The organism is Cryobacterium sp. TMT2-42-4, assembly GCF_004402645.1.
Classification (GTDB): Bacteria; Actinomycetota; Actinomycetes; order Actinomycetales; family Microbacteriaceae; genus Cryobacterium; species Cryobacterium sandaracinum.
Genome location: NZ_SOFT01000044.1, coordinates 31,973 through 55,206, shown reverse-complemented (window position 1 = coordinate 55,206; position 23,234 = coordinate 31,973). Strand labels below are relative to the sequence as shown.

The window sequence follows — 23,234 nt, the reverse complement described above, 5'->3', positions numbered from 1 at the left end:
GCGAGAATGGGCATCCGCCGTCACGGTGGGTGCCTCTTCTCGCGTTGCGGGGCGGGCAGGCCTCAGCGGCGAGCTGCGCGATGCCCGGCTGCCCGCACGATGGCTTTTCGGGCCTCCTCGATCCAGAGCACCGACGACCCGACCAGCACGCACAGACCCCACTGGGCCGACGTGAGGGAGGTCGTGTCGAAGAGTCCCTGGAGCACGTCCAGCTGCACCACGAGGACCTGCAGGATGATCACGGCGGTGAGTGCCAGCCAGATGCTGCGGTTGGTGAACGTCTGGAGTGAGAAAACGGAGTGGGTGTCCGAGCGCACGTTGAGCAGGTTGAACACCTGGTAGAAGACGAAGGTTGTGAACGCGAGGGTGGTGGCGAAGGCCGCGTTGCCCGCACTGTCCGGGAACAGGGCGGACGCCTGGATCAACACGGTCAGGGTTCCCGCGGCCATGACGAGGCCGAGCCCGAGAATACGCAGCATCCTGTCCCGGGTGAGCAGAGGTTCGTCGGACGGGCGCGGAGGACGGCTCATCGTTCCGGGTTCGGCCGGATCCAAGCCGAGCGCCAGTGCGGGTGGGCCGTCCATGATGATGTTGACCCAGAGGATCTGAAGCGCCGTGAACGGCGCGCCCGCGGCCCACCCGGTGACGCCCGCGATCAGGAAGATGAGCACGAATCCCCACGCCGTAGTCAGCTGGAACCTGACGAACTTCAGGATGTTGGCGTAGATGCCGCGTCCCTCCCGCACCGCGGCGACGATCGTGGAGAAGTTGTCGTCGGTGAGGATCATGTTTGCGGCGCCTTTGGAGACATCCGTGCCGGTGATACCCATGGCGATGCCGATGTCGGCCTGCTTCAGGGCCGGCGCGTCGTTGACGCCATCACCGGTCATTGCAACGACATTGCCGCCGGCCTGCAACGCCCTGACCACCCGGATCTTGTGTGCCGGGGTGACCCGGGCGAGCACCCCGTAGTCAGCGGCCCGGGCGGCGAGCGCGTGGTCGTCGAGGTCGTCCAGCGTCGGACCGGCAGCAGCCTCTCCGGGCAGGCCCAGGTTGCGGGCGATGGCCGAGGCCGTCACAAGATGGTCGCCCGTGATCATGTGCACGCGGATGCCGGCGCCGAGCGCCACCGCGATGGCCTTGGCCGCCTCAACCCGGGGTGGATCGACGATTCCGACGATGGCGTAGAGGGTCAGCCCGGTGACCAGGGAGCGACCCGAGTCGTCGCCCGGAACGGTGCCGGCGTCGAGGGTGCGTCCGGCGACCATGATCGTGCGCAGACCCTCACCGGCCAGTTCCTGGATGGTGTCGTGGATTCGTTGCTGCATGGTGGCATCGAGAGGGCGGATGCCGTCGTCGGTGAGCACCGAGTCGGTCAGGGGCAGCAGTGCGCCCGGTGCGCCCTTGGCGAAGCAGCGGTGTCCGGGCGGTCGCGGCAGTCCGGTCGTCGGCTCTGCCGGCCGGTGGAATGTGGCCATGAATTTGTAGTCGGAGTCGAAGGGCACTTCGGCTACCCGGGGGTGGGTCCGCCTCGCAGCTGCGACGTCGATGCCGCCCTTCTCGGCGAGTACGGCCAGGGCTCCTTCGGTGGGGTCGCCGACCAGCATGCCGTCGTTCAGTACGGCGTCATTGCACAGGGCCATGGTCAGGAACGCCTCGGTGAGGTCAGGTAGGGGACGGTCATCGCCAGTGAGGATCCGGCCGTCGGTGGAGTAGCCCTCGCCGGTGATGCGGAAATCGCGGTCATGGGTGTGCAGTCGGCGGGCCGTCATCTCGTTCATGGTCAGCGTGCCGGTCTTATCGGTGGCGATATGGCTGACGCTGCCGAGGGTTTCCACCGCCGAGAGCTGCTTGATGATGGCGCCTCGGGCGGCCAGCCGCGAAGCGCCCATCGCCAGGGTGAACGCGACGACCGCGGTGAGACCCTCAGGAATGGTCGCCACGGCCAGCGAGACGGCGGTGATCAGCAGCTCGGTCCAGGAGTCCCCGCGCAGGAGGCCCAGCACGAAGACGATCGCCACCACGACCAGCGCCGCAACGGTGAGCAGCTGGGCCAGCTGGTCGATCCTCCGCTGCAACGGTGTTTTGTCGTTCTTCACCTCGTTCAACAGCACCGCGATGCCGCCGACGGCCGTGCCCATGCCGGTGTCGGTGACCACCATGGTGGCGCGGCCGCGGGTGACCAGGGTGTTCATGAAAAGCATGTTGGTGCGGTCTGCGAGCGGCAGTTCCGCATCGTCCAGAGCGGGAATCGTCTTCCCGACCGGCTCGGATTCCCCGGTCAGAGTCGCCTCGGCCACCTGCAAACCGGCATTCTCGATGATGCGACCGTCCGCCGGAACGGAGTCCCCGGCGTCGAGGAGCACGATGTCGCCCGGCACAAGATCGGAGAATTGCACCTCGAGTTCGGTTCCGTCCCGCCGAGCGACGGCCTTGCCTTCCGACAGTTGCTGCAGCGCCTGAAGGCTACTCTCGGCCCGCCGCTCCTGCACATAATTCAGAACGGTGTTGAGGATGATCACGACCAGGATTACGATCGGCGTCTCGAGTTCCCGCGAGACGACGGCGCTGACGACCGCGGCCACCAGGAGCACGATCGTCATCTTCTCGCCGAGAAGGCGCACGATCTTGCGCCAGGTCGGCACGCGGTTCGGCTTACGCAGCAGGTTCGGTCCGTATCGCCGACGGCGGTCGTCGACCTCGGATGCGGCGAGCCCGGTGCGGGCGTCGACGTCCTGCGCCGCCATGGTTCCAGCGGCCGAGAGGGTGTGCCAGGCGGCGTGCTCGGTGGCCGCCGCTGCGGGAGAGGTGGTGGGCATCCGTCTGGGTCAGCGATTCGGCCGTTTGCGCGTCACCAGCACCGGGCAGACCGAGAGCCGGGTGCACTGGTCGCTGACCGAGCCCAACAACAGTCCAGCCAGGTTGCCGCGCCCGCGGGAACCGACCACGAGCATCCGTGCCTCACGCGACACCTCGATCAGGCTGCGGGCAGGCCCCGCATGCACGGCCCGGTAGTCGACGCTCACGTGCGGGAAGGCATGCACCAGCACAGCGGTGTCCTCGATCAGTGCGGCCCGAACCGCCTCCGAGTATTCGGCGAACGTCGACACGTAGCCGAACTCCCAGTTCGCGGGCCTGGGTGCGGTGTCGATTGACCAGGCGCGCACGATCACGACCGGGGCGTGCAACGGTGCGGCGAGCTCGAACGCCGTGGTGAGCGCGTGGTCTGCGAAGGCCGAGCCGTCGTGGCCGACGACGATGCCACCGGCCGGCGACGGCGCCGGCGTGGATGCCTCGGCGGTTTCCGGTGTACCTGCGGGGGTGGTGCCTTCGGTGCTCACGGCGGACTCTCCGAACTGGGGGATGAATGACGCAGAAACGATCAGAACACTCCCAGATTAGCGAACTGCCGTTCAGGTGTCCAACGGGGGGGGTGGGACCGGCACGAGCACGGCGAGCAGCTCGTCGAGTTCGTGGCCTTCGGACACCGGATGCCGGAATGGTCGCCCGGGGGCGATCTGGTAGCTGTTGCGCCGCCCGACCCGGGTTCTCGTGATGTACCCGCTCGCCACGAGATCGGCGATGATCTTCTGGGCGCCGCGCTCGGTGACGCCCACCCGGGAGGCCACCTCGCGCATCCGGCACTGTGGATCCCGCGCGATCGTGACGAGCACGTGGGCGTGGTTGGTCAGGAACGTCCAGCGGGCGTCGCTCCCGGGGTTGGGCCGGGGCTCCTGGTCAGGGTCCGATGCGTTCATGTAAGTGAGATTAGTCCACCGGTCTCGCGCCGTCTTGCGCCCGGGGCACGAACGGCGGTCGGTCGGGCGCGTCGACGATCAGGTTCGTGATGCGTGCAGTGCACAGCCGACGGCCCTGGTCGTCGCTGATCACGATCTCGTGGCAGGCGATCGTACGCCCGAGCCGGATGGCCGTCGCCACCCCGGTCACGATTCCCGACCGCGCCGCGAGGTGGTGGGTCGCGTTGATGTCGAGGCCCACCGCGCTTCGCCCCGGGCCCGCATGAATCACGGCAGCCCACGAGCCGAGTGCTTCGGCGAAGGCGACGGATGCCCCGCCGTGCAGCAGCCCGAAGGACTGCCGGTTGCCCTCCACCGGCATCGTCGCGACGACCCGCTCCGCGGACTGCTCGACAATGGTCACGCCCATCTTCTCGTCAAGTTCGCCGAGCGTGATCTTCCAGTTCTCGTTCACTTTTCTCCTCTATCCGGTGGTCGGGCGCGCCGAGACCCGCGAGCCCGGCGCCACCCGCAGCCCGTCGAGCGCCACCGCGAGCACATCGTTGGCGAGTTGCCCGGCATCTTCCGGCCCCTCCGGCCGGTACCACTCCACGATCGAGTTCACCATGCCGAACAGCAGCCGGGTCACGATCCGAGGGTCGATGTCGCCGCGCAGGGAACCCTCGTCGCGGGCCTCCACCACGAGGGCGGACACGGCCCGGTCGAATGCGCGGCGGCGGGCGAGCGCGGCGCGCTCGACATCCGTGTTGCCGCGCACCCGCAGCAGCAGCGTCACGTAGGGCAGCCGGGAGGTGAGCACCTCCACGGCTCCGCGCAGCACCGCGGCGAGCCGGTCGATGGCCGGGCCGCACTGGGCGCTCTGCTTGAGCAGCACCCCTTCGAGTCCGTCGAGGGCCTCGCCGAGAGCCTGTTCCAGCAGCTCCTCCTTCGAGGTGAAGTGGTGGTAGATCGCCGATTTCGACAGGCCGAGGCGGGTCGCGAGCACGCCCATCGAGGTGGCGTCGTAACCGAACTCGTTGAAGGCGGCGACCGCCACCTCGAGGATGGCGGGCTGGTCGTATCCGGGGCGGCCACGTTTGGCCAGGGCTGGTTCAGACATAATCGAGAAGTCTGTCACGGGCCGGGTTCCCGGAGGAGCGACCGGCCCGTGGCTGCGCGGGTTGTGCGGCAGACTCAGCGCAGGTCGTAGACACGCTTGTGCTTGCCGGTGCTGCGCTCGAGCGTACCGGGTTCGACGATCAACACGTTGACGCTGGACCCGATCAGGTCCTTGATCTTATGGATCAGCAGCGCTGAGGCGATGTCGGAGGCCGCATCGCTGGCGTGCTCGTGCCGTTCGATCCGAACGGTCAGTTCGTCCATCCGATTCGGCCGGGTCAGCTCGATCACGAAGTGCGGGGAGAGGCTCGGGATGCTGAGCACGATCTCCTCGATCTGGGTCGGGAACAGGTTGACGCCGCGCAGGATGATCATGTCGTCGTTGCGACCGGTGATCTTCTCCATCCGGCGCATGCCGGGGCGGGCCGAGCCGGGCAGCAGGCGGGTCAGGTCGCGGGTTCGGTAACGGATGACCGGGAACGCTTCCTTGGTCAGTGACGTGAACACGAGCTCACCCTGGGTGCCGTCAGGCAGCACGAGTCCGCTGTCGCCGTCGATGATCTCGGGCAGGAAGTTGTCCTCCCAGAGGTGCGGCCCGTCCTTCGTCTCGATGCACTCGTTGCCCACGCCCGGGCCCATCACCTCGCTGAGCCCGTAGATATCGAGCGCGTCGAAGTCGAGGCGGTCTTCCAGCTCGAGCCGCATCTGATTGGTCCACGGCTCTGCGCCGAGCACGCCCGCTTTCAGGCTGGACGAGCGAGGGTCCATGCCGGCCGCAACCATCGCATCCGTGATCGTCAGCAGGTAGCTGGGCGTGGCCATGATGACGTCCGGTTCGAAGTCCTGGATCATCTTGACCTGCTTGTTGGTCTGGCCGCCGGACATCGGGATGGCGGTGGCGCCCAGCGCTTCGATGCCCGCGTGCGCGCCGAGGCCGCCGGTGAAGAGGCCGTAACCGTACGCGTTGTGCACGCGCATGCCGGGCCGCACGCCGGAGGCGCGAAGGCTGCGCGCCACCAGGCCCGCCCACATCCTGAGGTCATTCTTCGTGTAACCGACGACGGTCGGCAGCCCGGTGGTCCCTGAGGAGGTGTGGATGCGCGCGACCTGGTCCATCGGCACCGCGAACATGCCGAACGGGTAGGAGACGCGCAGGTCGTCCTTGGTCGTGAAGGGCAGCAGGGCCACATCGTCCAGGGTACGGATGTCGTCCGGGTGCACTCCCGCCTCGTCGAACTTGCGGGTATAGAGAGGTACGTTCTGGTAGGCGAGCCGTACGGTCTTCTGCAGCCGGGTCAGCTGTAACGCCTGCAGTTCGTCACGGGACATCCGCTCCTCGGGATCGAGTTCATCCTGGGCCGGGGCGTGCAAGCGGGTCTTGGTCATCGTTGACATGGGGCCTCCTGGTGGAATACGGATCTAAAGTAGGGGAGCGACGGAACCGGGCACGGGAAAGTTGGTGGTGCGGCTGCGCCCACGGAACTCCGCCACCGGCACACTGTGCTCGTTGGCAACGCGCACGTCATACAGTCCGGAGCGACCGCTCTTGGTGCGCAGCACGGCGGTCGCGGTGAGGGTCTGCCCGGCGGCGGTGGGCTTCAGAAAGGTGATGTCGGCGCCCGACGCGAGCGTGACGTGGTGGTCGTCGTTGCAGGCGATCGCAAACGCGGTGTCGGCCAGAGCGAAGACGATCCCGCCGTGCGTCACGTCGAAGCCGTTCATCATGTCGTCCCGCAGGAGCATGGAGACGACCGCGCGGCCGGGCTCTGAGGCGTGCACGACCATGCCGAGTGCGGCCGATGCCCGGTCGTTCTCCATCATTGCCCCGTTGGAGGGCGGTAAAACTTCCGTCATGTGGTTCTCCTCATTGAGTTCCGCGGGCCGCAACGCATGGTTGTGGGGGTCGTAGGGAAACCATATACTAACTGAACGATCGGTTGGTAAAAGTTCGCCAAACCCAGGAGTCAACGATGACAATCCCGCCAGTTCCCTACGCTATCGCTCCGGACAGCGCCGCCACGGTGTCGGCCGAGGAGCAGCAGTTCAACGACCTGATTGCCGCCGATTCGCGAATCGAGCCGCGTGATTGGATGCCGGACGGCTACCGCAAGACCCTCATCCGCCAGATTTCCCAGCACGCGCACTCCGAGATCATCGGGATGCAGCCGGAGGGCAATTGGATCACCCGGGCGCCCAGCCTGAAGCGCAAGGCGATCCTGCTGGCCAAGGTGCAGGACGAGGCCGGCCACGGCCTCTACCTCTATTCGGCCGCGCAGACCCTCGGCATCAGCCGTGACCTGATGACGGAGCAGCTCATCGCCGGCAAGGCGCGCTACTCGTCGATCTTCAACTACCCGAGCCCCACCTGGGCCGACATGGGCGCCATCGGCTGGCTCGTCGACGGCGCCGCGATCTGCAACCAGGTGCCGCTCTGCCGCGCGTCCTACGGTCCGTACGGGCGCGCCATGGTGCGCATCTGCAAGGAGGAGTCCTTCCACCAGCGGCAGGGCTTCGAGATCCTGCTCGAGCTGATGAACGGCACGACCGCCCAGCGCGAGATGGCCCAGGAATCGGTCAACCGCTGGTACTGGCCGGCCCTGCAGATGTTCGGGCCGCCCGATGACGACTCGCCCAACTCGGCGCAGTCGATGGCCTGGAACATCAAGCGGTTCTCCAACGACGACCTGCGCCAGCGCTTCGTCGGAATGCTCGTGCCGCAGGCCGAGGTGCTCGGTGTGACGCTGCCGGACCCGGACCTGCGCTGGAACGAAGACAAGGGCGCGTACGACATGGGCGAAATCGACTGGACCGAATTCCACGAGGTGCTCGCGGGCCGCGGACCGGCGAACGCCAGGCGTCTCCAGCGCCGCCGCGATGCGCACGACGAGGGTCAGTGGGTGCGTGAGGCTGCTGCCGCGTACGCCGCCAAGCAGGCCGTGAAGGCGGTCGCATAATGAGCGCTCCCGGTGCATCCGAGAAGGAGATCTGGCCCCTTTGGGAGGTTTTCGTGCGCTCCAGCCGCGGAATCAGCCACACCCACGTGGGTTCCCTGCACGCTCCCGACGCCACCCTCGCGGTGCGCAACGCGCGTGACCTCTATACCCGCCGCAATGAGGGCGTCTCGATCTGGGTCGTGCCTGCCGACGCGATCACCACGAGCGATCCGGATGCGAAGGGTGCCTTCTTCGAATCGCCCGCCGGCAAGAACTACCGCCACGCGAGCTATTACACGAAGAGCGAAGGGGTGAAGCACCTGTGAGCGACACCATCGAACAGGACGGCCACGGCCACGTCGACGTCGACACGGTCCAGCTCTCCGCGGAACTGGTCGAAGCGGCATCCGTCGCCTCGCACGACGTGGCGGAATACGCGCTTTGGCTCGGCGACGACTCGCTCGTGCTGGCCCAGAACCTGGGCTGGTGGATCTCCCGCGCCCCGGAGCTGGAAGAGGACATCGCCCTCGGAAACATCGCCCTCGACCTGATCGGGCACGCCCGTTCCCTGCTGCACTACGCCGGGGCCGAATCCGGCCGAACCGAGGACGACCTGGCGTACTGGCGTGACGAACCCCAGTGGCGCTCGGCGCACCTGTTCGAGCAGCCCAACGGCGACTTCGCGCACACGATCGCCCGGCAGTTCATCGCGGCACACTACCTGTTCGAGCTCTACAGTGCGCTGACGCGGTCGACGGATGCGACGCTCGCCGCGATCGCGGCTAAGGCCGTCAAGGAGGTCGACTACCACCGCGACCATTCCATCCAGTGGGTGCTGCGTCTCGCTCAGGGTACCGAGGAATCCCGCCGGCGCATGATCACCGGTCTCTCCGACCTATGGCCGTTCGTGGAGGAGCTCTTCGTCGACGAGCCGTCGATCGACCGGCTGGAGGGCGTCGCCGTGCGGCCGTCCTCCCTCCAGGCCTCAGTCCTGGGCGCCATGTTCCCCGTGCTCGCCGAAGCCGAGCTCGAGGTTCCCCGCGGCTTCATCTCCTCCGGGGGCGGGCGCCGCGGCGACCACTCCGAGAACCTCGGGCCGTTGCTCGCCGAGATGCAGGTGCTGGCGCGGGCGCACCCCGGCGCGAAATGGTGACCGCGGCCTCCCTCGCCCGTCCGCGTCCGGGCGACGCGGCGTCGCAGAAGGCCTGGGACATCGCCGCCGAGGTCTGCGATCCGGAGGTCCCCGTACTCACGATTGAAGACCTGGGAGTGCTCCGGTCGGTCGCCGTTTCGGCCGACGGAACCCACGTCATCCTTACGCCGACCTACAGCGGATGCCCCGCGATGGAGGCCATGCGCGACGACGTCCGGGCGGCCCTCACCGATGCCCACTACCAGAACGTCACCGTGGAACTCGTGCTCGCCCCGGCCTGGACCACCGACTGGATGAGCGAGGAGGGCAAGGCGAAGCTGGTCAGTTATGGCATCGCCGCCCCGACCGGCCACTCCGGCGTGCGCCCGACCGGCGCCGTCCGACTCCAACTCGCGGTCAAGTGCCCGCGCTGCTCCTCACTGAATACGCGGGAACTCGCCCGCTTCGGTTCGACGTCGTGCAAGGCGCTCTACGAGTGCCGGGACTGCCTCGAACCGTTCGACTACTTCAAGGTGTTGTAACCATGGCCGCACTCAATCTGGGCAGTACCGATTCAGCCGTTCTCGACCTTGCCGCCGAGCCTACGAAGCGCCGCGCCCGGTTCCACACCCTCGCCGTCGGCGAGGTGCGTCAGCTCACCCAGGACAGCGTCGAGGTGACCTTCCTGGTTCCCGAGGAATTGCAGGGGGAGTTCGACTACGACCCCGGGCAGCACCTGGCGTTGCGCGCCACGATCGGCGGCCGGGAGTTGCGCCGCAGCTACTCGATCTGTCGTCCGCACGCGCTCGGCTCGGTCAGCGTCGCGATCAAGCGCGACCTCGGCGGGGTCTTCTCCAGCTGGGCGAACACCGAACTCCGGGCCGGGGCCCGCCTTGACGTGATGAGCCCACAGGGTACGTTCACCACTGCGCTGGATACTCTGGACGACAAGCACATCGTCGGAATCGCCGCCGGCAGCGGGATCACGCCGCTGATGTCGCTCGCGCACACCGTGCTCGAACGCTCGGAGACCTCCCGCTTCACGCTCGTCTACACGAACCGCACCGCGCTCGACGTGATGTTTCTCGACGAACTCGCCGACCTGAAAGACCGGTACCCGGCCCGGCTGGCACTGCACCACGTTCTCTCGCGCCAGTCCCGCTCCTCCGCCCTGCTCTCCGGCCGGATCGACGAGGAGAAGCTGCGCCTGATGCTGGCCAGCATCATCCGTCCCGCCGCCGTCGACGAGTGGTTCCTCTGCGGGCCGTTCGAACTGGTGCAGTTGTGCCGCGACACGCTGGAGAGCGTGGACGTCGAGCCGGGCCACATCCGGTTCGAACTGTTCACGACGGGGGAGCCGACACACGCGGCCGGCGACACCGGGCGGCCGGTGGTCGTCGAAATCGGCGACAAGACCTTCGAGATCGAGTTCACGCTCGACGGCGAGAGCGCCACGGTGACCACGCCCGTCAACGCGAAGGAGAGCATCCTGAACGCAGCCCTGCGTGTGCGGCCGGACGTTCCGTTTGCCTGCGCCGGGGGAGTGTGCGGCACCTGCCGCGCCAAGCTCGTCAGCGGTGACGTCACGATGACCGAGAACTACGCCCTCGAACCGGACGAACTGGCCCGCGGCTACGTGCTCACCTGCCAGTCGCACCCAACGACCGACCGGGTCGTCGTCGACTACGACGTGTAGCGCCACTCGCCCATCAGGTATGGCGCGCAAGCGCAGAAAGCGGTTCCCGTGATCGAGCTGTCCATCCGGGACGACGTGGCCTACGTCGTCCTGAACGCCCCCGACAAGCTGAACGCGCTCGACGAGGCAGGCCTCGCCGAGCTCGCGGCCTCATACGAGACCGCGGAGGCGGCCGGCGTGCGCGCCCTCGTGCTGCGCGGCGAGGGCCGCGCATTCTGCGCGGGCCGTGACATCGCGGGCGTCGACCCGAGCGACGACGATGTGATGGGTTTCCTGGGGGGACTCGTCACGCCGTTGCTGCAGCGCATGAGCGCCTTCCCGGCGCCCACCTTCGCCGCCGCGACCGGGGCCTGCCTCGGGGTAGGCCTCGGCCTGCTGATCGCCACGGATGTCGTCTACGTGGCTGACACCGCGAAGATCGGGTCCCCGTTCGCGAACCTCGGTGCCACGCTGGATTCCGGCGGCCATGCCCTGTTCGTCGACCGGCTCGGCGCGCACCGCACTCTCGACCTGATCTACTCCGGCCGGCTCATGTCGGGCGCGGAGGCCGTGGCCTCCGGCCTGTTCAGCCAGGTCTTCCCGGCCGACGAGGTGACGGCTGCCACGTCGACGGCCGCCCAACGGGCCGCACAGGGGGCAACTCAGGCGTTCCTCGCCAGCAAGGAGCTCGTGCGCGCCCTCCGGGACGACCGGCTCGGCCTCTGGCAGAGCGTCGCCGCCGAGAACCGGGCGCAGGCGGCCCTCTGCGACACCGCTGATTACCGGGAGGGCTTCGCCGCCTTCCAGCAAAAGCGCAAGCCCGCGTTCACCGGCCGCGACTGACCGGCCGCGACTGACCGGCCGCGACTGACCGGTCCCGTCCCTGTCCGCCCGCAGCACCCGCGCGCCGCCCTTGGCGCGGGCGACGGATGCCGCTAGACGGCCGCGCCACCCAGGTAGGCGTTGTGCACCTCGGGGAGTTCCACGAGTTCGGCCGGGGTTCCCGTGAGGGCCACCCGTCCGCGGTGCATGACCACTGCCCGGTGCGCGATCTTGAACGAGGCGCGCACATTCTGTTCCACGAGGAGAACCGCGAGCTGCTTCTCGACGCAGAGCCGGGAGAGCACGTCCATGATCTCCGCGACCACCTTCGGCGCGAGGCCGATGGACGGCTCGTCCAACATGATCGCCGTCGGGTCCGCCATCAGGCCGCGCCCGATGGCCACCATCTGCTGCTCGCCACCCGAGAGGGTTCCGGCGGCCTGACCCATCCGGGTACGCAGCCGGGGGAAGAGCTCGAGGATCGAGTCGACGTCGCCGTGGCCCTTCTTCGTCCAGGCACCCAGCATGAGGTTGTCCCGCACCGAGAGGGTCGGGAAGCACAGCCGGTTCTCGGGCACATGGGTCAGGCCGAATCCGGCCATCTTCTCCGTGGGCTTCCCGGTGATCGTGCGACCCTCGAGGGTCACGCTGCCCCCGGTGGGCCGGATGAGACCACTGACGGCTCGCAGCAGGGTCGTCTTACCGGCACCGTTTGAGCCCACCACGGCCACGATCTCCCCGCGCGCCACCTCGAAGCTGACCTCGTGCAGCACCGCGAGCTTGCCATAGCCGGCGTCCAGTCCGGAAACGATCAGCGTCATGCGTGCTCCTCCAATTCGTTCAGTTCCGCTTCGGCCTCGTCGAGGTCCGTGCCCAGGTAGGCAACCACCACGGCGGGGTCGTTGCGCACCGACTCCGGGTCGCCGTGCGCGATGAGCACACCGTCGTCGAGCACCGCGACATGGTCGGCGAGGGACATCACCTGCGCCACATCGTGCTCGACGAGCACGATCGTGAGCCCGGCGGTCCGCAGCCGGCGCAGCAGCTCGGCCATCACCTCGCGCTCCGCGCCGGATAGGCCGGCCATCGGCTCGTCGAGGAGGAGCAGGGCCGGCTCGGCGGCCAGAGCCCGGCAGACCTCCATGATTCGCTGCTTGCCGAACGACAGATCTGAGGCCGAGTCGTCCGCGGCATCCGAGAGTTTCATCGACTGCAGGATCTCGAAGGACGCGGCGCGGTGGGTGCTCTGCTCACCCGACTGCAGCCCCAGCATTCCGCGGAGGACGCCCGCGCTTCCCTTGCGGTACCTGCCCATGTACACGTTGCCGACGACATCCGTCGAGGTGAAAACCTGCAGGTTCTGGAACGTGCGGGTCAGCCCGTGCGCGGCGGCGACGTGCGGCTTGCGGCCGGAGATGACCTGGCCGAGGAACGTGACGGTGCCTTCGCTTGGGGTCAGTGCTCCGGAGATCATGTTGAAGCAGGTCGTCTTGCCGGCACCGTTGGGGCCGATCAGACCCAGGATGCTGCCGGCCGGCACGGTGAGGTTCACATCGTTGACGGCGACGACGCCGCCATATCGTTTGCTCAGTCCCTCGAGGACGAGGATCGGCTCACCGGCCGCGACAGGGGTGCTGACCGCCGGGAGCTGCGGGATCGTCGTGGCATCCTCCGGTACGTGCGCATGCGCGTCGCCGGGTGGGCGCTTTCCGCCGAACGGCAACTTCTGCCACAGCGTGGTCGCCGCCTGGTGGAGGCCGCCGGGCAGGAGCAGGATCACCAGGATCAGGACGATACCGTAACCGAGCAACTGCACCTCTCCGGTGGCGCCGGGGAAGATGGCCGGGATGACGTCGCGCATGCCCTCGCCGAGGAATTGCACGAGGAAGGCGCCCGCGACGGCGCCCCAGACCGATCCCAGGCCTCCGATGACGACCATCAGCAGGATCGAGACCGACAGGTGGAATTCGGCGGTGGCGGGGCTCACGATTGCGACCTGGTAGGCGTAGAACACGCCGCCGAGACCCGCGAATCCGGCGGAGAGCACGAAGACTTTCAGCCGCAGCGCATAGGTGTTGACGCCGAGGCTCTCGGCGGCGAGTTCGGAGTCGTTGACGGCCGAGAGGGCGCGACCGGCACGGCTGTGGGTGAGGTTGAGGGCCAGGATGAGCCCGATCACCACGAACGGCGTCACGAACCAGAGGAAGAAGCCGCTGTTGTCGATCGGGATCCCGAGCACCGTGGGTCGCGAGATGCCGTAGATGCCCGTGGTTCGTCCGGTGACATCCCATTCGCGCACGCCGATCATCACGATGAAGCCGAGCCCCAGCGTCGCTAGCGCGAGGTAGTGGCCGCGCAGGCGCATCAGCGGAAGGCCTACGAGCAGGGCGACCAGCATCGCGGCGAGAACACCGACGGTGGCCGCGACCGGGCCGGGCAGATCGAGCTTGGTCAGCAGGATCGCGTGGGTGTACGCACCGATCGCGAAGAACGCGGCCTGCCCGAGGCTGACCTGCCCGGCCAGACCCATCAGCAGGTTGAGCCCGATGGCCGGCAGGGCGAAGATCATGGCGAACACGACGATGTTCATGACCGAGGAACTGGCCGTGAAGGGGACCACGATCATCAGCGCGACGAGCACGCCGCAGCCGATCAGCGTGCTCTTGTTGTTCGCCCAGAAACGCGCGCGGAGGGGGCGCGTCCCGGCGAGGCTAGGTGTGGTTGCATGTGTCATTTCGCTACACCCTGACCGCTGTGGGCTTGAGAACGAGGCCCTGGGGACGGACGACGAGCACAAGGATGAGGATGAGGAAGGCGGCGCCGTCCCTCAGGCCGGACGAGACGTACCCGGCCACGTAGGCCTCGATCACGCCGAGCAGGAGAGCCCCGACGATCGCGGCACGAAAGGAGACGAAGCCGCCGAGGACGGCGGCGACGAAGCCCTTGAGGCCGAGCAGCACGCCGCCCGACCAGAGCGAGAGGTAGATCGGGGAAGCCACCACGCCGGCGACACCCCCGACGAAACCCGCAATCGCGAAGGCCAGGACTGACGCGGTGACCGGTGAGATCCCCACGATGCGCGCCGCAACGGGCTGCTCCGCACACGCCCGCAGGGCCTTGCCCCAGCGCGACTTCTCGTAGAAGAGTACGATTCCGCCGCCGACCACGACGAGGGCGCCGATCATCCAGAACTCCTGAGAACGGATGCTCACCCCGCCGATCAGGATGTTGGTCCCCGGGAACAGGGGCACCCCCTTGGCCTCGGGCCCCCAGGCCAGGAGCATGATCGCCTGCAGCAGAGTCGAGACGCCAAGGGTCAGGATGATGGATGTGAGTGGGGTCAGCTTCTTCACCCGCGCGATGATCAGCCGTTCCATCGCAATGGCCACCAGGGTCACCGAGAGGATGGCGACCAGGACCGCGAGAAGGAGCGGCATCCCGGCCGCGGCGAGCCAGGCACTCCCGAGTCCTGCCAGCATCGCGAACTCACCCTGGGCGATGTTGATGACGTGGCGGACCGTGTAGACGGCGATCAGGCCGACGGCGAGCAGGGCGTAAACAGAGCCCTGTGAAAGCCCTGCCACCGTCAACTGCAGGAAATCAGTAAGCACGATCAGTCCTTGACGAGGTTCCAACGACCATCCTCGGCCTCAGCCAGGATGAGGGCGGAGGCGTCGAGGCCGGAGTGGTTCTTAGCGGTCATCTGGAAGACTCCGGAGATCCCGGTCCACTGGGCGCTCTCGAGTTCGTCGCGCAGGGCATCCGCGTCGGTGCCGGCGGCCTCGATCGCGTTGACGGCGATGTGCCAGGCGTCAAACGCGTGGCCCGCGAAACCGGACGGCTGCTCGCCGTAGGCCGCGTTGTAGTCCGCCTGGAACTGCTCGATGACCTCGCGCTGGGTGTTGTCCGCCGCCAGCTGGTCGGCGACGAGCAGGCGGCCCATCGGGGCGATGACTCCGTTAGCGGCGTCACCGGCGGCGTCGAAGAACGCCTGGTTCGAGATGCCGTGCGAGTGGTAGACCGGCTTGTTCACGCTGAGTTGCACATAGGCCTTCTGGGCCAGGCCGGCCGAGGGGTTGATGCCCCAGATGATGACGGCGTCGGAGTCCGAGCCGCGCACGTTGGTCATCTGCGGGGTGAAGTCGGTCGCGCTCGGCTCGAAGGCCTCCGTCATGACCAGGGTGATGCCGCGCTCGGCGCCGAGGTCCGTGATGTACTCCGCGACCCCTTCGCCGAAACCGCTCGCGTCGCGCACGAGGGCCAGCTTGGTGTATCCCTTCGCCTCGGCGTCGTCGAGGATGCGCTCGAGCACGACCACGTCGTTCTGCGCGGTCTTGAAGACCCACTCCGAGCCCTCGACGATGGCCACGTTGGCCGCGACGGAGATCATCGGGATCTTCGCGGCTTCCGCGATGGGGCGCATGGCCAGGCTGGGCCCGGTGCGTGAGGCACCGATGATGATGTCGACCTTGTCGCTCTCGATCAGCTTGCTCGTGGCCTTGGCCGCGCCGTCCTCGGTCGACTGGTTGTCGATGATGGTGAGTTCGACGTCGCGGCCGTCGATGCCGCCGTCGTCGTTGAGCTGCTTGGCCAGCATTGTGAGCGTGTTCTGCTCCGGCACGCCGAGGCTGGCGCCGACGCCGGTGACGTCGAGAACCGCGCCGATCTTGATCGGGCCGGCCTCCGCTGCAGGGTCGTCCTTGGCCGTTCCCCCCAGGTTCGAGGTGCTGCATCCGGCCAGCGCAAGGGCTGTGATAACGGCAATCGGCGCGATGAAACGCAGACGAGACTTCTTCATTGGAATCTCCTTCAGAGGAACAGATAATTAGTGACCGACCAGTCGTTCACTAATTCAGGTGTGGGCCTGACAGTACCGTGGCATCGCTGCGCGCGGCAAGGGTCCCGAGGCAGTCGTTCGTAACGAGTGGGTGACGGTGTCGGCGGTGACAGGATGTCCGTCGCCGCCCGGTCCGTCAGGCCAGCGCGAGCATTCCGGCCGCGCCGAGGGCGAGCGCGAGGCCCAACCACTGCACCGGTGCGATCCGTTCCCGGAGCACCACGGCGGCGAGCAGGATCGTGCCGGCCGGGTACATTGCCGTGAGTACGCTCATCACGCTGAGGTCCCCGGCGCGCATGCCGAGCAGCAGCAACACATTGGCCACGACGTCGATCACGCCGCAGGCCACGGCCAGCCGCAGCCCGATGGTGAGCGTCGAGCGGGGCTGCGGCGCGGCATCCGTCACCGGTCTGAACGAACCCGTCATCGGCGCGGTCGTCACCAGTGAACGTCGCCGCCGCAACGCGACCAGGGCGAGCAGCCCGACCACCGAGAACATGATCGCCGCATTCACCGCGCGGTTCATCACCAGCGGCACGAGCCCGCTGTCCGCGGGGGTCAGGTCGATCATCACCATGAAGGCGCCGATCATCGTGCCGGAGCCGAGGGCCATCAGCACGCCGAGCAGGCTCGGCCGCACGGCGCCGCGCTCGGGAACGAAACCCACGAGCAGCACCGCCACGAGCGCCAGGCCGAGCGCCCAGTAGCCGATCGGGGCGAGGCGGTCGCCGCCGGCCAGCCCCACCGTCATCGGCACGACCGCCGACACCACGGCCGTGAGCGGCGAGAGGATGCTCATCGGCCCGATCGCGAGGCAGGCGTAGAGCAGCGAGATCGCGATTGCACCGCTGACTCCGGACAATCCGCCCCACAGAACGGCCGACGGCGACCAGACCCCTACCACAAACGGTAGGGCGAGCAGCAGGGCCACGAGCCCGGATGCCGCGGCGACGGCCGTCACGAGCAGGGAACTCATGCGCTTGGCGGCGAGCCCGCCAAGGAAGTCGGCACTCCCGAAGATGAGTGCGCCGGTGAGGCCGAGGACCGCGGTAAGCATAGAAAGTGAGCTTAGCGAGTGGCCGGTATCCTGAAACCCACAACTGTGTGAGGCGGGGAGACAGGTCGCTGTGAAACGAGGAAACAGGGCACGGCAGTGGGCAGCGCTCGCGCTGGGCGCCGCGGTGCTGGGGTGGTCCGCCGCCCCGGCATCGGCCCACAACTCCGTGGGCGGGTCCTCCCCGGCCGCGGGCGCCGTCGTGACTGAACAGCCTTCGCTGTTCACAGTGACGACGAACGATGCCCTGCTTGACCTCGGAGACGGGGGAGCGGGCAGCGGGATGCTCATCAGCGGGCCCTCCGGTGTGGCCACGCCTCTCTACTACGGTGACGGCTGTATCAGCCTGCTCGGTCCAACCGTCGAGACCGAGGCCCAGCTGGGCCAGCCGGGCAAGTACACGGTGACCTGGCAGGGGGTCTCGATCGACGGGCATCCGGTGTCCGGCGACTTCACCTTCACCTGGCAACCGGCCGCCGACCAGGCATTGGCTGAAGGGTCCCCGGCCAAGCCGGTCTGTGCCGAGACCGCGGACGCCGCCGCGGATGCTGCTCCCCCGGATTCCACGGACACACGCGCCATCGCCCCCGCCGAAGCCCCCCTCGTCGCCGTCTGGTTCGCCGCCGCCCTCGGTGCCGTCCTCGTCGCCGTGGCGGGAACCCTCCTCGCCATCCGCCGACGCGCGCCTCGCCCACCGAATCAGCCCGAGCGGCCCGACCAGCCCGCGTAGCCGACCCGCACCATCGGAGGGCGAAGGTAGAGTTGCCGGGTGAGTTGGAACGCCGAAATACCGTGGAATCCTGACGAGTTCGAACCACCCGACGAATTCGACGCCCCGCCACCGCCCGACGGCTATGCCGGCGGAGCCAGGGAGTGGGAACCTGCCCCGGACCGGCCGGGCCCGGCAGGCCGCGCCGGTGCCGGCGCATCCGCCCTTCGCGTACCCGCCACCCCGCCCCGCCGCGCCACCGCGAAGTTCGCGACGGCTGGCGAGGCCCTGCGCACGGTCTTCGGCTACGACTCCTTCCGCGGCGAGCAGGCCGCCATCATCGACCAGGTCATCAACGGCAACGACGCCGTCGTGCTGATGCCCACCGGGGGCGGTAAGAGCCTGTGCTATCAGATCCCCTCGCTCGTGCGGGAGGGCACCGGCATCGTCATCTCGCCGCTGATCGCCCTCATGCAAGACCAGGTCGACGCGCTCACCGCCGTGGGCGTGCGCGCCGCGTTCCTCAACTCCAGCCAGGACTCCGCTGCGCGGGGCACGGTCGAGCGCGACTATCTCGCCGGCAACCTCGACCTGCTTTACGTCGCCCCCGAGCGACTCTCCTCCGAGGCCACCAAGCGTTTCCTCGACCGCGGCACCATCGCCCTCTTCGCCATCGACGAGGCCCACTGCGTGTCGCAGTGGGGGCACGACTTCCGGCCCGACTACCTGGCCCTGTCCGACCTGGCCGACCGCTGGCCCGACGTTCCGCGCATCGCTCTCACCGCCACGGCCACCGACGCCACCCATAAAGAGATCACCACCCGGCTACAGATGGGCGCTGCCCGGCACTTCGTCGCCAGCTTCGACCGGCCCAACATCCAATACCGCATCGTCGGCAAGGCCGAGCCGCGCAAGCAGCTTCTGGCCTTCATCAAGGCCGAGCACCCCACGGATGCCGGCATTGTCTATGCCCTCAGTCGCAAGACCGTCGAGGCGACCGCCGACTTCCTGCGCCAGAATGGGCTCAACGCGCTGCCCTACCACGCGGGCCTCGACCAGGGGGTGCGCGCCCGCACCCAGTCCCGGTTCCTCCGTGAGGAGGGCGTCATCATCGTCGCCACGATCGCGTTCGGCATGGGCATCGACAAACCGGACGTGCGTTTCGTCGCCCACATCGACCTGCCCAAGTCCGTCGAGGGCTACTACCAGGAGACCGGCCGCGCGGGCCGCGACGGCCTGCCCTCCACCGGCTGGCTCACCTATGGCCTGCAAGACGTCGTGCAGCAGCGCCGCATGATCGACGAGTCGCCTGGCGACCTCGGCCACCGGCGCAAGCTCTCCGCCCACCTCGACGCCATGCTCGCGCTCTGCGAGACCGTCAGCTGCCGCCGGGTCAACCTGCTGCGCTACTTCGGCCAGTCCAGCGAGCCGTGCGGCAACTGCGACACCTGCCTTGAACCCCCCGTCGGCTGGGACGGCACCGTCCCCGCACAGAAACTGCTCTCCACCGTGGTGCGCCTGCTGCGCGAGCGTAATCAGCGCTTCGGCGCCGGGCAGCTTATCGACATCCTGCGCGGCAAGGTGACCCCGCGCACCACTCAGCACGGCCACGACCGGCTGGCCACCTGGGGCATCGGCGCCGACCTCAGCGACCAGCAGTGGCGCGGCGTCGTGAGGCAGCTCCTCGCCCAGGGTTTCCTGGCCACCTCCGGCGAATACGGTACCCTGGTGCTGACGGATGCCGCCGCGGAGGTCCTCGCTGGTCGCCGCACAGTGGAGCTCCGCACCGAGCCCGAACGGGCCGCCCGCCCCGCGGCCGGGGCCCGCAAAAGCGCCGCGAAGGCGGCCGCGGCCGATCTCAGCCCCGAGCAGGAGACCCTGTTCGAGGCGCTGCGGGTCTGGCGCTCCGCCCAGTCCAAAGAGCAGGGCGTGCCGGCCTACATTATCTTCGGCGACGCGACCCTGCTGGCGATCGCCGCGACGAAGCCGGCCACTCTGGCCGACCTCGACGGCATCTCCGGCGTCGGAGCCAAGAAGCTCGACGCCTACGGTGCCGCCCTCCTCGAGGTCGTGTCCGCCGGAACCTGACGCCTCCCGTCCCTGCCCCAACCCGCAGCATCCCGCGAAACCGGGTAGAACTGGGTAATGGACTGGACCGAGTACTTCAACGCTCAGGCCGGTCGCCCTCCGCGTGCGGTGCTGCTCCGTGCCCTCGACCTCCGTGCCGACGCGTCACCCGCCCCACCCGGCACTGCGATCGACTTGGGCTGCGGTGCGGGCACCGAGACCCGGCACCTGCTCGCCGCCGGCTGGACCGTACACGCGTTCGACGCCGATCCGGGCTCCGAGGTCAGGGTCCGGACGGGCCTGCGCGCCGCAGAGCAGTCCCGCTTGGTCTTTCACCGGTCCCGCTTCGAGGACCTCCCCGAGCTGCCCGCCGCAGACCTCGTCTATGCGGGGTTTTCCCTGCCCTTCTGCGACCCCGCGGTGTTCCCCGACCTGTGGGCGGGCATCCGCGCGGCGCTGACGCCCGGCGCCTGGTTTGCCGGAGAATTCTTCGGCCCCCACGATGAATGGGCCGGCCGCGCAGACATGAACTTCCATGACCGCGGCCAGGTCGAGGCGCTCCTGGCCGGGCTGCACGTCGTCGGCCTCGTCGAAGACGACCGCCCCGGCCAGTCCGCATTCGGCCCTCGCCACTGGCACCTCTTCCACGTCACCGCCCGCACCCCGACGACCTGTGCCGTCAGGAGCGGCCGGGCCCTCGCTCCGGCAGAGGTGGTGCCCCGTTTGTGGGTAACCGTGCCGTCAGACCCTTTAGTGCTGTGGAAACCTACAAGATGAATGCCGGGCGGAGCATGCTTCGTTGTAGGCCCGTCACGCACTATTTCCCCGCTTCGTGAGAGCCGCCTAGCGTGTAAGAAAATTTCGAGTTCGCGCGAAGACGAAGGACCAATGATGGTTGACACTGCTCAGCGCTCCAACAGCACTACCCCCGCCAAAACGGACAAGAAGACGGACGCGACCCTGGCCACGACCGTCACCGTCACGCCCCCCGTGGCGCCCGGCGTCGACACCGGCCCGGTCATGATCGCCGGCCAGGCCGGTGCACCCACGGTCAACATCGAGTCGCTGCACCGACAGCTGCTCGGCACCTGGGCCGACGTGCGCCTGCTGGCCCGCGAGCTCACGGCCAAGCCCGAACTGCAGCGCATCGAGGGCCAATCCATGGCCGAGCACCGCGAACGCGTGCTGGGCCAGCTCCTGATCCTGGCCGAGAAAGGGCACGTGCACCGCGCGTTCCCGACGCACCTGGGCGGCGCCGACGACCACGGCGGAAACATCGCCGGGTTCGAGGAACTCGTCACCGCCGACCCCAGCCTGCAGATCAAGGCGGGCGTGCAGTGGGGTCTGTTCGGCGCGGCCGTGCTGCACCTCGGCACCAAGAAGCACCACGACGCCTACCTGCCGGGCATCATGACCATGCAGGTCCCGGGCGTCTTCGCGATGACCGAAACCGGCCACGGCTCGGATGTCGCGGCCATTGGCACGACTTCGACCTACGACCCTGCCACGCAGGAATTCGTTATCGACACCCCGTTCCGCGCGGCGTGGAAGGACTACCTCGGAAACGCCGCGAAGGACGGCATCGCCGCCGTTCTCTTCGCGCAGCTGATCACCGCGGGCGTCAACCATGGAGTGCACGCATTCTGGGTGCCGATCCGCGACGAGGCCGGGGATTTCCTCCCCGGCATCGGTGGCGAGGACGACGGACTCAAGGGCGGCCTCAACGGCATCGACAACGGGCGGCTCCACTTCGACGGGGTGCGCATCCCCCGCGAAAACCTGCTCAACCGCTATGGCGACGTCGCCCAGGACGGGACCTACACCAGCCCGATCTCCAGCCCCGGCCGCCGCTTTTTCACCATGCTCGGCACCCTCGTGCAGGGCCGCGTCTCGCTCGACGGCGCCGCCACCCAGGCTTCGGCGATGGCCCTCACGATCGCCATCACCTACGGCAGCCAGCGCCGCCAGTTCAACGCCGGTAGCGACACCGACGAGGAGGTCATCCTCGACTACCAGCGCCACCAGCGCCGTCTGCTGCCGCGCCTGGCCACGACCTACGCGCACACGTTCGCCCACGACGAGTTCCTGGTCAAGTTCGATCAGGTCTTCAGTGGCCAGGCCGACACGGATGCCGACCGGCAGGACCTCGAAACTCTTGCCGCCGCCCTCAAGCCGCTCTCGACCTGGCACGCTCTCGACACCCTGCAGGAGGCCCGCGAAGCCTGCGGCGGCGCCGGATTCCTGGCCGAGAACCGGCTGGTCGGCCTGCGCGCCGACCTGGACGTTTTCGCCACCTTCGAGGGCGACAACAACGTGCTCCTGCAACTCGTCGCGAAGCGTCTGCTCACCGACTACAGCCGCAAGTTCGCGTCAGCCGGCCCGGGCGTGCTCGCCCGCTACGTCGTGCAGCAAGCTGCCGGCCGCGCCTACCACGGTACCGGGCTCCGCACCCTGGGCCAGGCGGTCTCCGACTTCGGCTCCACCGCTCGCTCCGTGGGCCACCTCCGCGACACCGCGGTGCAGCGGGAGCTGCTCACCAACCGGGTCGAAACCATGATCGCCGAGATAGCGGGCAAGCTCCGCTCGGCCGGCAAGCTGGCACCGAAGGAAGCCGCGGCCCTCTTCAACGCCAACCAGGACCAGCTGATCGAGGCGGCCCGTTCGCACGGCGAGCTGCTGCAGTGGGAGGCGTTCACCCGGGCGGTCGAGACCGCCGAAGACGCCGGCACGAAGCAGGTCCTGACCTGGCTGCGCGACCTGTTCGGCCTCGGGCTGGTAGAGAAGCACCTGGCCTGGTACCTGATCCACGGGCGCCTGTCGGCCAAGCGGGCACAGTCGGTCACGGCCTACATCGACCGCATCATCGCCCGGCTCCGTCCCCACTCCGTCGACCTGGTCGACGCCTTCGGCTACAGCCAGGACCACCTCCGGTCGGCAATCGCCAGCGGTGCCGAGCAGGAGCGCCAGAACGAGGCCAGGGACTACTACCAAACCCAGCGTGCCAACGGCACCGCTCCCCGCGCCGAGAAGGCTCCCGCCAAGAGGTAGCCCCGATCCGGTGAAGAGTGCCCGTTCCGCCGGCCGCTCCCTACCGGAACGGGCACCGTCGTGTCGTACCCAGGTACGAGGCCGGCGGGCGCACAAGCGTC

At 68.3% G+C, this 23,234-nt stretch carries 22 protein-coding genes; 10 read left to right on the top strand and 12 right to left on the bottom strand.

The window, feature by feature from the left end:
- Nucleotides 1-62: 62 nt before the first annotated feature.
- From E3O18_RS14585 to paaI, 7 genes are all read right to left on the bottom strand, one after another.
- On the bottom strand, nucleotides 63-2,819 hold the full coding sequence (locus E3O18_RS14585; protein ID WP_134394017.1) for an HAD-IC family P-type ATPase: 2,757 nt from the start codon (nucleotides 2,817-2,819) through the stop codon (nucleotides 63-65).
- Nucleotides 2,820-2,828: 9 nt separating this feature from the next.
- A complete protein-coding gene (locus tag E3O18_RS14580) occupies nucleotides 2,829-3,341 on the bottom strand; it encodes a universal stress protein (protein WP_198410568.1) in 513 nt (170 codons plus the stop codon).
- A gap of 72 nt (nucleotides 3,342-3,413) precedes the next feature.
- Nucleotides 3,414-3,758 (bottom strand): winged helix-turn-helix domain-containing protein, encoded by a 345-nt coding sequence (locus E3O18_RS14575; protein ID WP_134418400.1) that lies wholly within the window; start codon nucleotides 3,756-3,758, stop codon nucleotides 3,414-3,416.
- A gap of 10 nt (nucleotides 3,759-3,768) precedes the next feature.
- Nucleotides 3,769-4,167 carry a hotdog fold thioesterase gene (locus E3O18_RS14570; RefSeq protein WP_134394050.1) on the bottom strand — a complete coding sequence of 133 codons (399 nt, stop codon included), beginning with the start codon at nucleotides 4,165-4,167 and terminating at the stop codon, nucleotides 3,769-3,771.
- 54 nt (nucleotides 4,168-4,221) lie between these two features.
- Nucleotides 4,222-4,857, bottom strand: a complete 636-nt coding sequence (locus E3O18_RS14565) for a TetR/AcrR family transcriptional regulator (protein ID WP_134394015.1) — start codon at nucleotides 4,855-4,857, stop codon at nucleotides 4,222-4,224.
- A gap of 74 nt (nucleotides 4,858-4,931) precedes the next feature.
- Nucleotides 4,932-6,251, bottom strand: coding sequence for a phenylacetate--CoA ligase PaaK (gene paaK / locus E3O18_RS14560; protein ID WP_241973305.1), 1,320 nt, complete (start codon nucleotides 6,249-6,251; stop codon nucleotides 4,932-4,934).
- Nucleotides 6,252-6,275: 24 nt separating this feature from the next.
- On the bottom strand, nucleotides 6,276-6,710 hold the full coding sequence (paaI, locus tag E3O18_RS14555; RefSeq protein WP_134394014.1) for a hydroxyphenylacetyl-CoA thioesterase PaaI: 435 nt from the start codon (nucleotides 6,708-6,710) through the stop codon (nucleotides 6,276-6,278).
- 116 nt (nucleotides 6,711-6,826) lie between these two features.
- Here paaI and paaA point away from each other — a divergent pair, with 116 nt between their 5' ends.
- The 6 genes from paaA to E3O18_RS14525 are packed head-to-tail and all read left to right on the top strand — an operon-like array spanning nucleotide 6,827 to nucleotide 11,439.
- Complete coding sequence (gene paaA, locus E3O18_RS14550; RefSeq protein ID WP_134394013.1) at nucleotides 6,827-7,810, top strand: 1,2-phenylacetyl-CoA epoxidase subunit PaaA; 984 nt, start codon at nucleotides 6,827-6,829, stop codon at nucleotides 7,808-7,810.
- Nucleotides 7,810-8,115 carry a 1,2-phenylacetyl-CoA epoxidase subunit PaaB gene (paaB, locus tag E3O18_RS14545; protein ID WP_104102564.1) on the top strand — a complete coding sequence of 102 codons (306 nt, stop codon included), beginning with the start codon at nucleotides 7,810-7,812 and terminating at the stop codon, nucleotides 8,113-8,115. The genes paaA and paaB overlap by 1 nt, the downstream gene beginning before the upstream one ends.
- Nucleotides 8,112-8,942: a 1,2-phenylacetyl-CoA epoxidase subunit PaaC gene (paaC, locus tag E3O18_RS14540; RefSeq protein ID WP_134394012.1), complete on the top strand. Its 831-nt coding sequence runs from the start codon at nucleotides 8,112-8,114 to the stop codon at nucleotides 8,940-8,942. The genes paaB and paaC overlap by 4 nt, the downstream gene beginning before the upstream one ends.
- The gene (gene paaD, locus E3O18_RS14535) at nucleotides 8,936-9,463 is read left to right on the top strand and encodes a 1,2-phenylacetyl-CoA epoxidase subunit PaaD (protein ID WP_134394011.1); all 528 of its coding nucleotides are present in this window, start codon (nucleotides 8,936-8,938) and stop codon (nucleotides 9,461-9,463) included. Before paaC ends, paaD begins: the two co-directional genes overlap by 7 nt.
- Before the next feature lie 2 nt (nucleotides 9,464-9,465).
- Nucleotides 9,466-10,617: a 1,2-phenylacetyl-CoA epoxidase subunit PaaE gene (gene paaE / locus E3O18_RS14530; RefSeq protein ID WP_134394010.1), complete on the top strand. Its 1,152-nt coding sequence runs from the start codon at nucleotides 9,466-9,468 to the stop codon at nucleotides 10,615-10,617.
- 48 nt (nucleotides 10,618-10,665) lie between these two features.
- Entirely contained in the window at nucleotides 10,666-11,439 is a 774-nt protein-coding gene (locus E3O18_RS14525) for an enoyl-CoA hydratase/isomerase family protein (protein WP_134394009.1), read from the top strand.
- Between the two features lie 92 nt (nucleotides 11,440-11,531).
- Here the strand turns inward: E3O18_RS14525 and E3O18_RS14520 are convergent, their stop codons facing one another.
- The 5 genes from E3O18_RS14520 to E3O18_RS14500 all read right to left on the bottom strand — a co-directional run bounded on the left by E3O18_RS14520 (nucleotide 11,532) and on the right by E3O18_RS14500 (nucleotide 17,312).
- On the bottom strand, nucleotides 11,532-12,239 hold the full coding sequence (locus E3O18_RS14520; RefSeq protein ID WP_134394008.1) for an ABC transporter ATP-binding protein: 708 nt from the start codon (nucleotides 12,237-12,239) through the stop codon (nucleotides 11,532-11,534).
- Nucleotides 12,236-14,152, bottom strand: a complete 1,917-nt coding sequence (locus tag E3O18_RS14515; protein ID WP_134418399.1) for an ATP-binding cassette domain-containing protein — start codon at nucleotides 14,150-14,152, stop codon at nucleotides 12,236-12,238. Before E3O18_RS14515 ends, E3O18_RS14520 begins: the two co-directional genes overlap by 4 nt.
- A gap of 4 nt (nucleotides 14,153-14,156) precedes the next feature.
- Nucleotides 14,157-15,029, bottom strand: a complete 873-nt coding sequence (locus E3O18_RS14510; RefSeq protein WP_166784560.1) for a branched-chain amino acid ABC transporter permease — start codon at nucleotides 15,027-15,029, stop codon at nucleotides 14,157-14,159.
- Between the two features lie 2 nt (nucleotides 15,030-15,031).
- A complete protein-coding gene (locus E3O18_RS14505; protein WP_134394005.1) occupies nucleotides 15,032-16,216 on the bottom strand; it encodes an ABC transporter substrate-binding protein in 1,185 nt (394 codons plus the stop codon).
- 175 nt (nucleotides 16,217-16,391) lie between these two features.
- Nucleotides 16,392-17,312 carry an EamA family transporter gene (locus tag E3O18_RS14500; RefSeq protein ID WP_134394004.1) on the bottom strand — a complete coding sequence of 307 codons (921 nt, stop codon included), beginning with the start codon at nucleotides 17,310-17,312 and terminating at the stop codon, nucleotides 16,392-16,394.
- 70 nt (nucleotides 17,313-17,382) lie between these two features.
- Between E3O18_RS14500 and E3O18_RS14495 the strand changes: the two genes are divergently transcribed.
- The 4 genes from E3O18_RS14495 (at nucleotide 17,383) to E3O18_RS14480 (ending at nucleotide 23,133) form a co-directional block, all read left to right on the top strand.
- On the top strand, nucleotides 17,383-18,039 hold the full coding sequence (locus E3O18_RS14495) for a copper resistance CopC family protein (RefSeq protein ID WP_166784940.1): 657 nt from the start codon (nucleotides 17,383-17,385) through the stop codon (nucleotides 18,037-18,039).
- A 39-nt stretch (nucleotides 18,040-18,078) separates the two neighbouring features.
- Nucleotides 18,079-20,106, top strand: coding sequence for a DNA helicase RecQ (recQ, locus tag E3O18_RS14490; RefSeq protein WP_166784939.1), 2,028 nt, complete (start codon nucleotides 18,079-18,081; stop codon nucleotides 20,104-20,106).
- A gap of 57 nt (nucleotides 20,107-20,163) precedes the next feature.
- Nucleotides 20,164-20,862: a class I SAM-dependent methyltransferase gene (locus E3O18_RS14485; RefSeq protein WP_134418398.1), complete on the top strand. Its 699-nt coding sequence runs from the start codon at nucleotides 20,164-20,166 to the stop codon at nucleotides 20,860-20,862.
- Nucleotides 20,863-21,105: 243 nt separating this feature from the next.
- Nucleotides 21,106-23,133: an acyl-CoA dehydrogenase gene (locus tag E3O18_RS14480; protein WP_241978208.1), complete on the top strand. Its 2,028-nt coding sequence runs from the start codon at nucleotides 21,106-21,108 to the stop codon at nucleotides 23,131-23,133.
- Nucleotides 23,134-23,234: the final 101 nt, after the last annotated feature.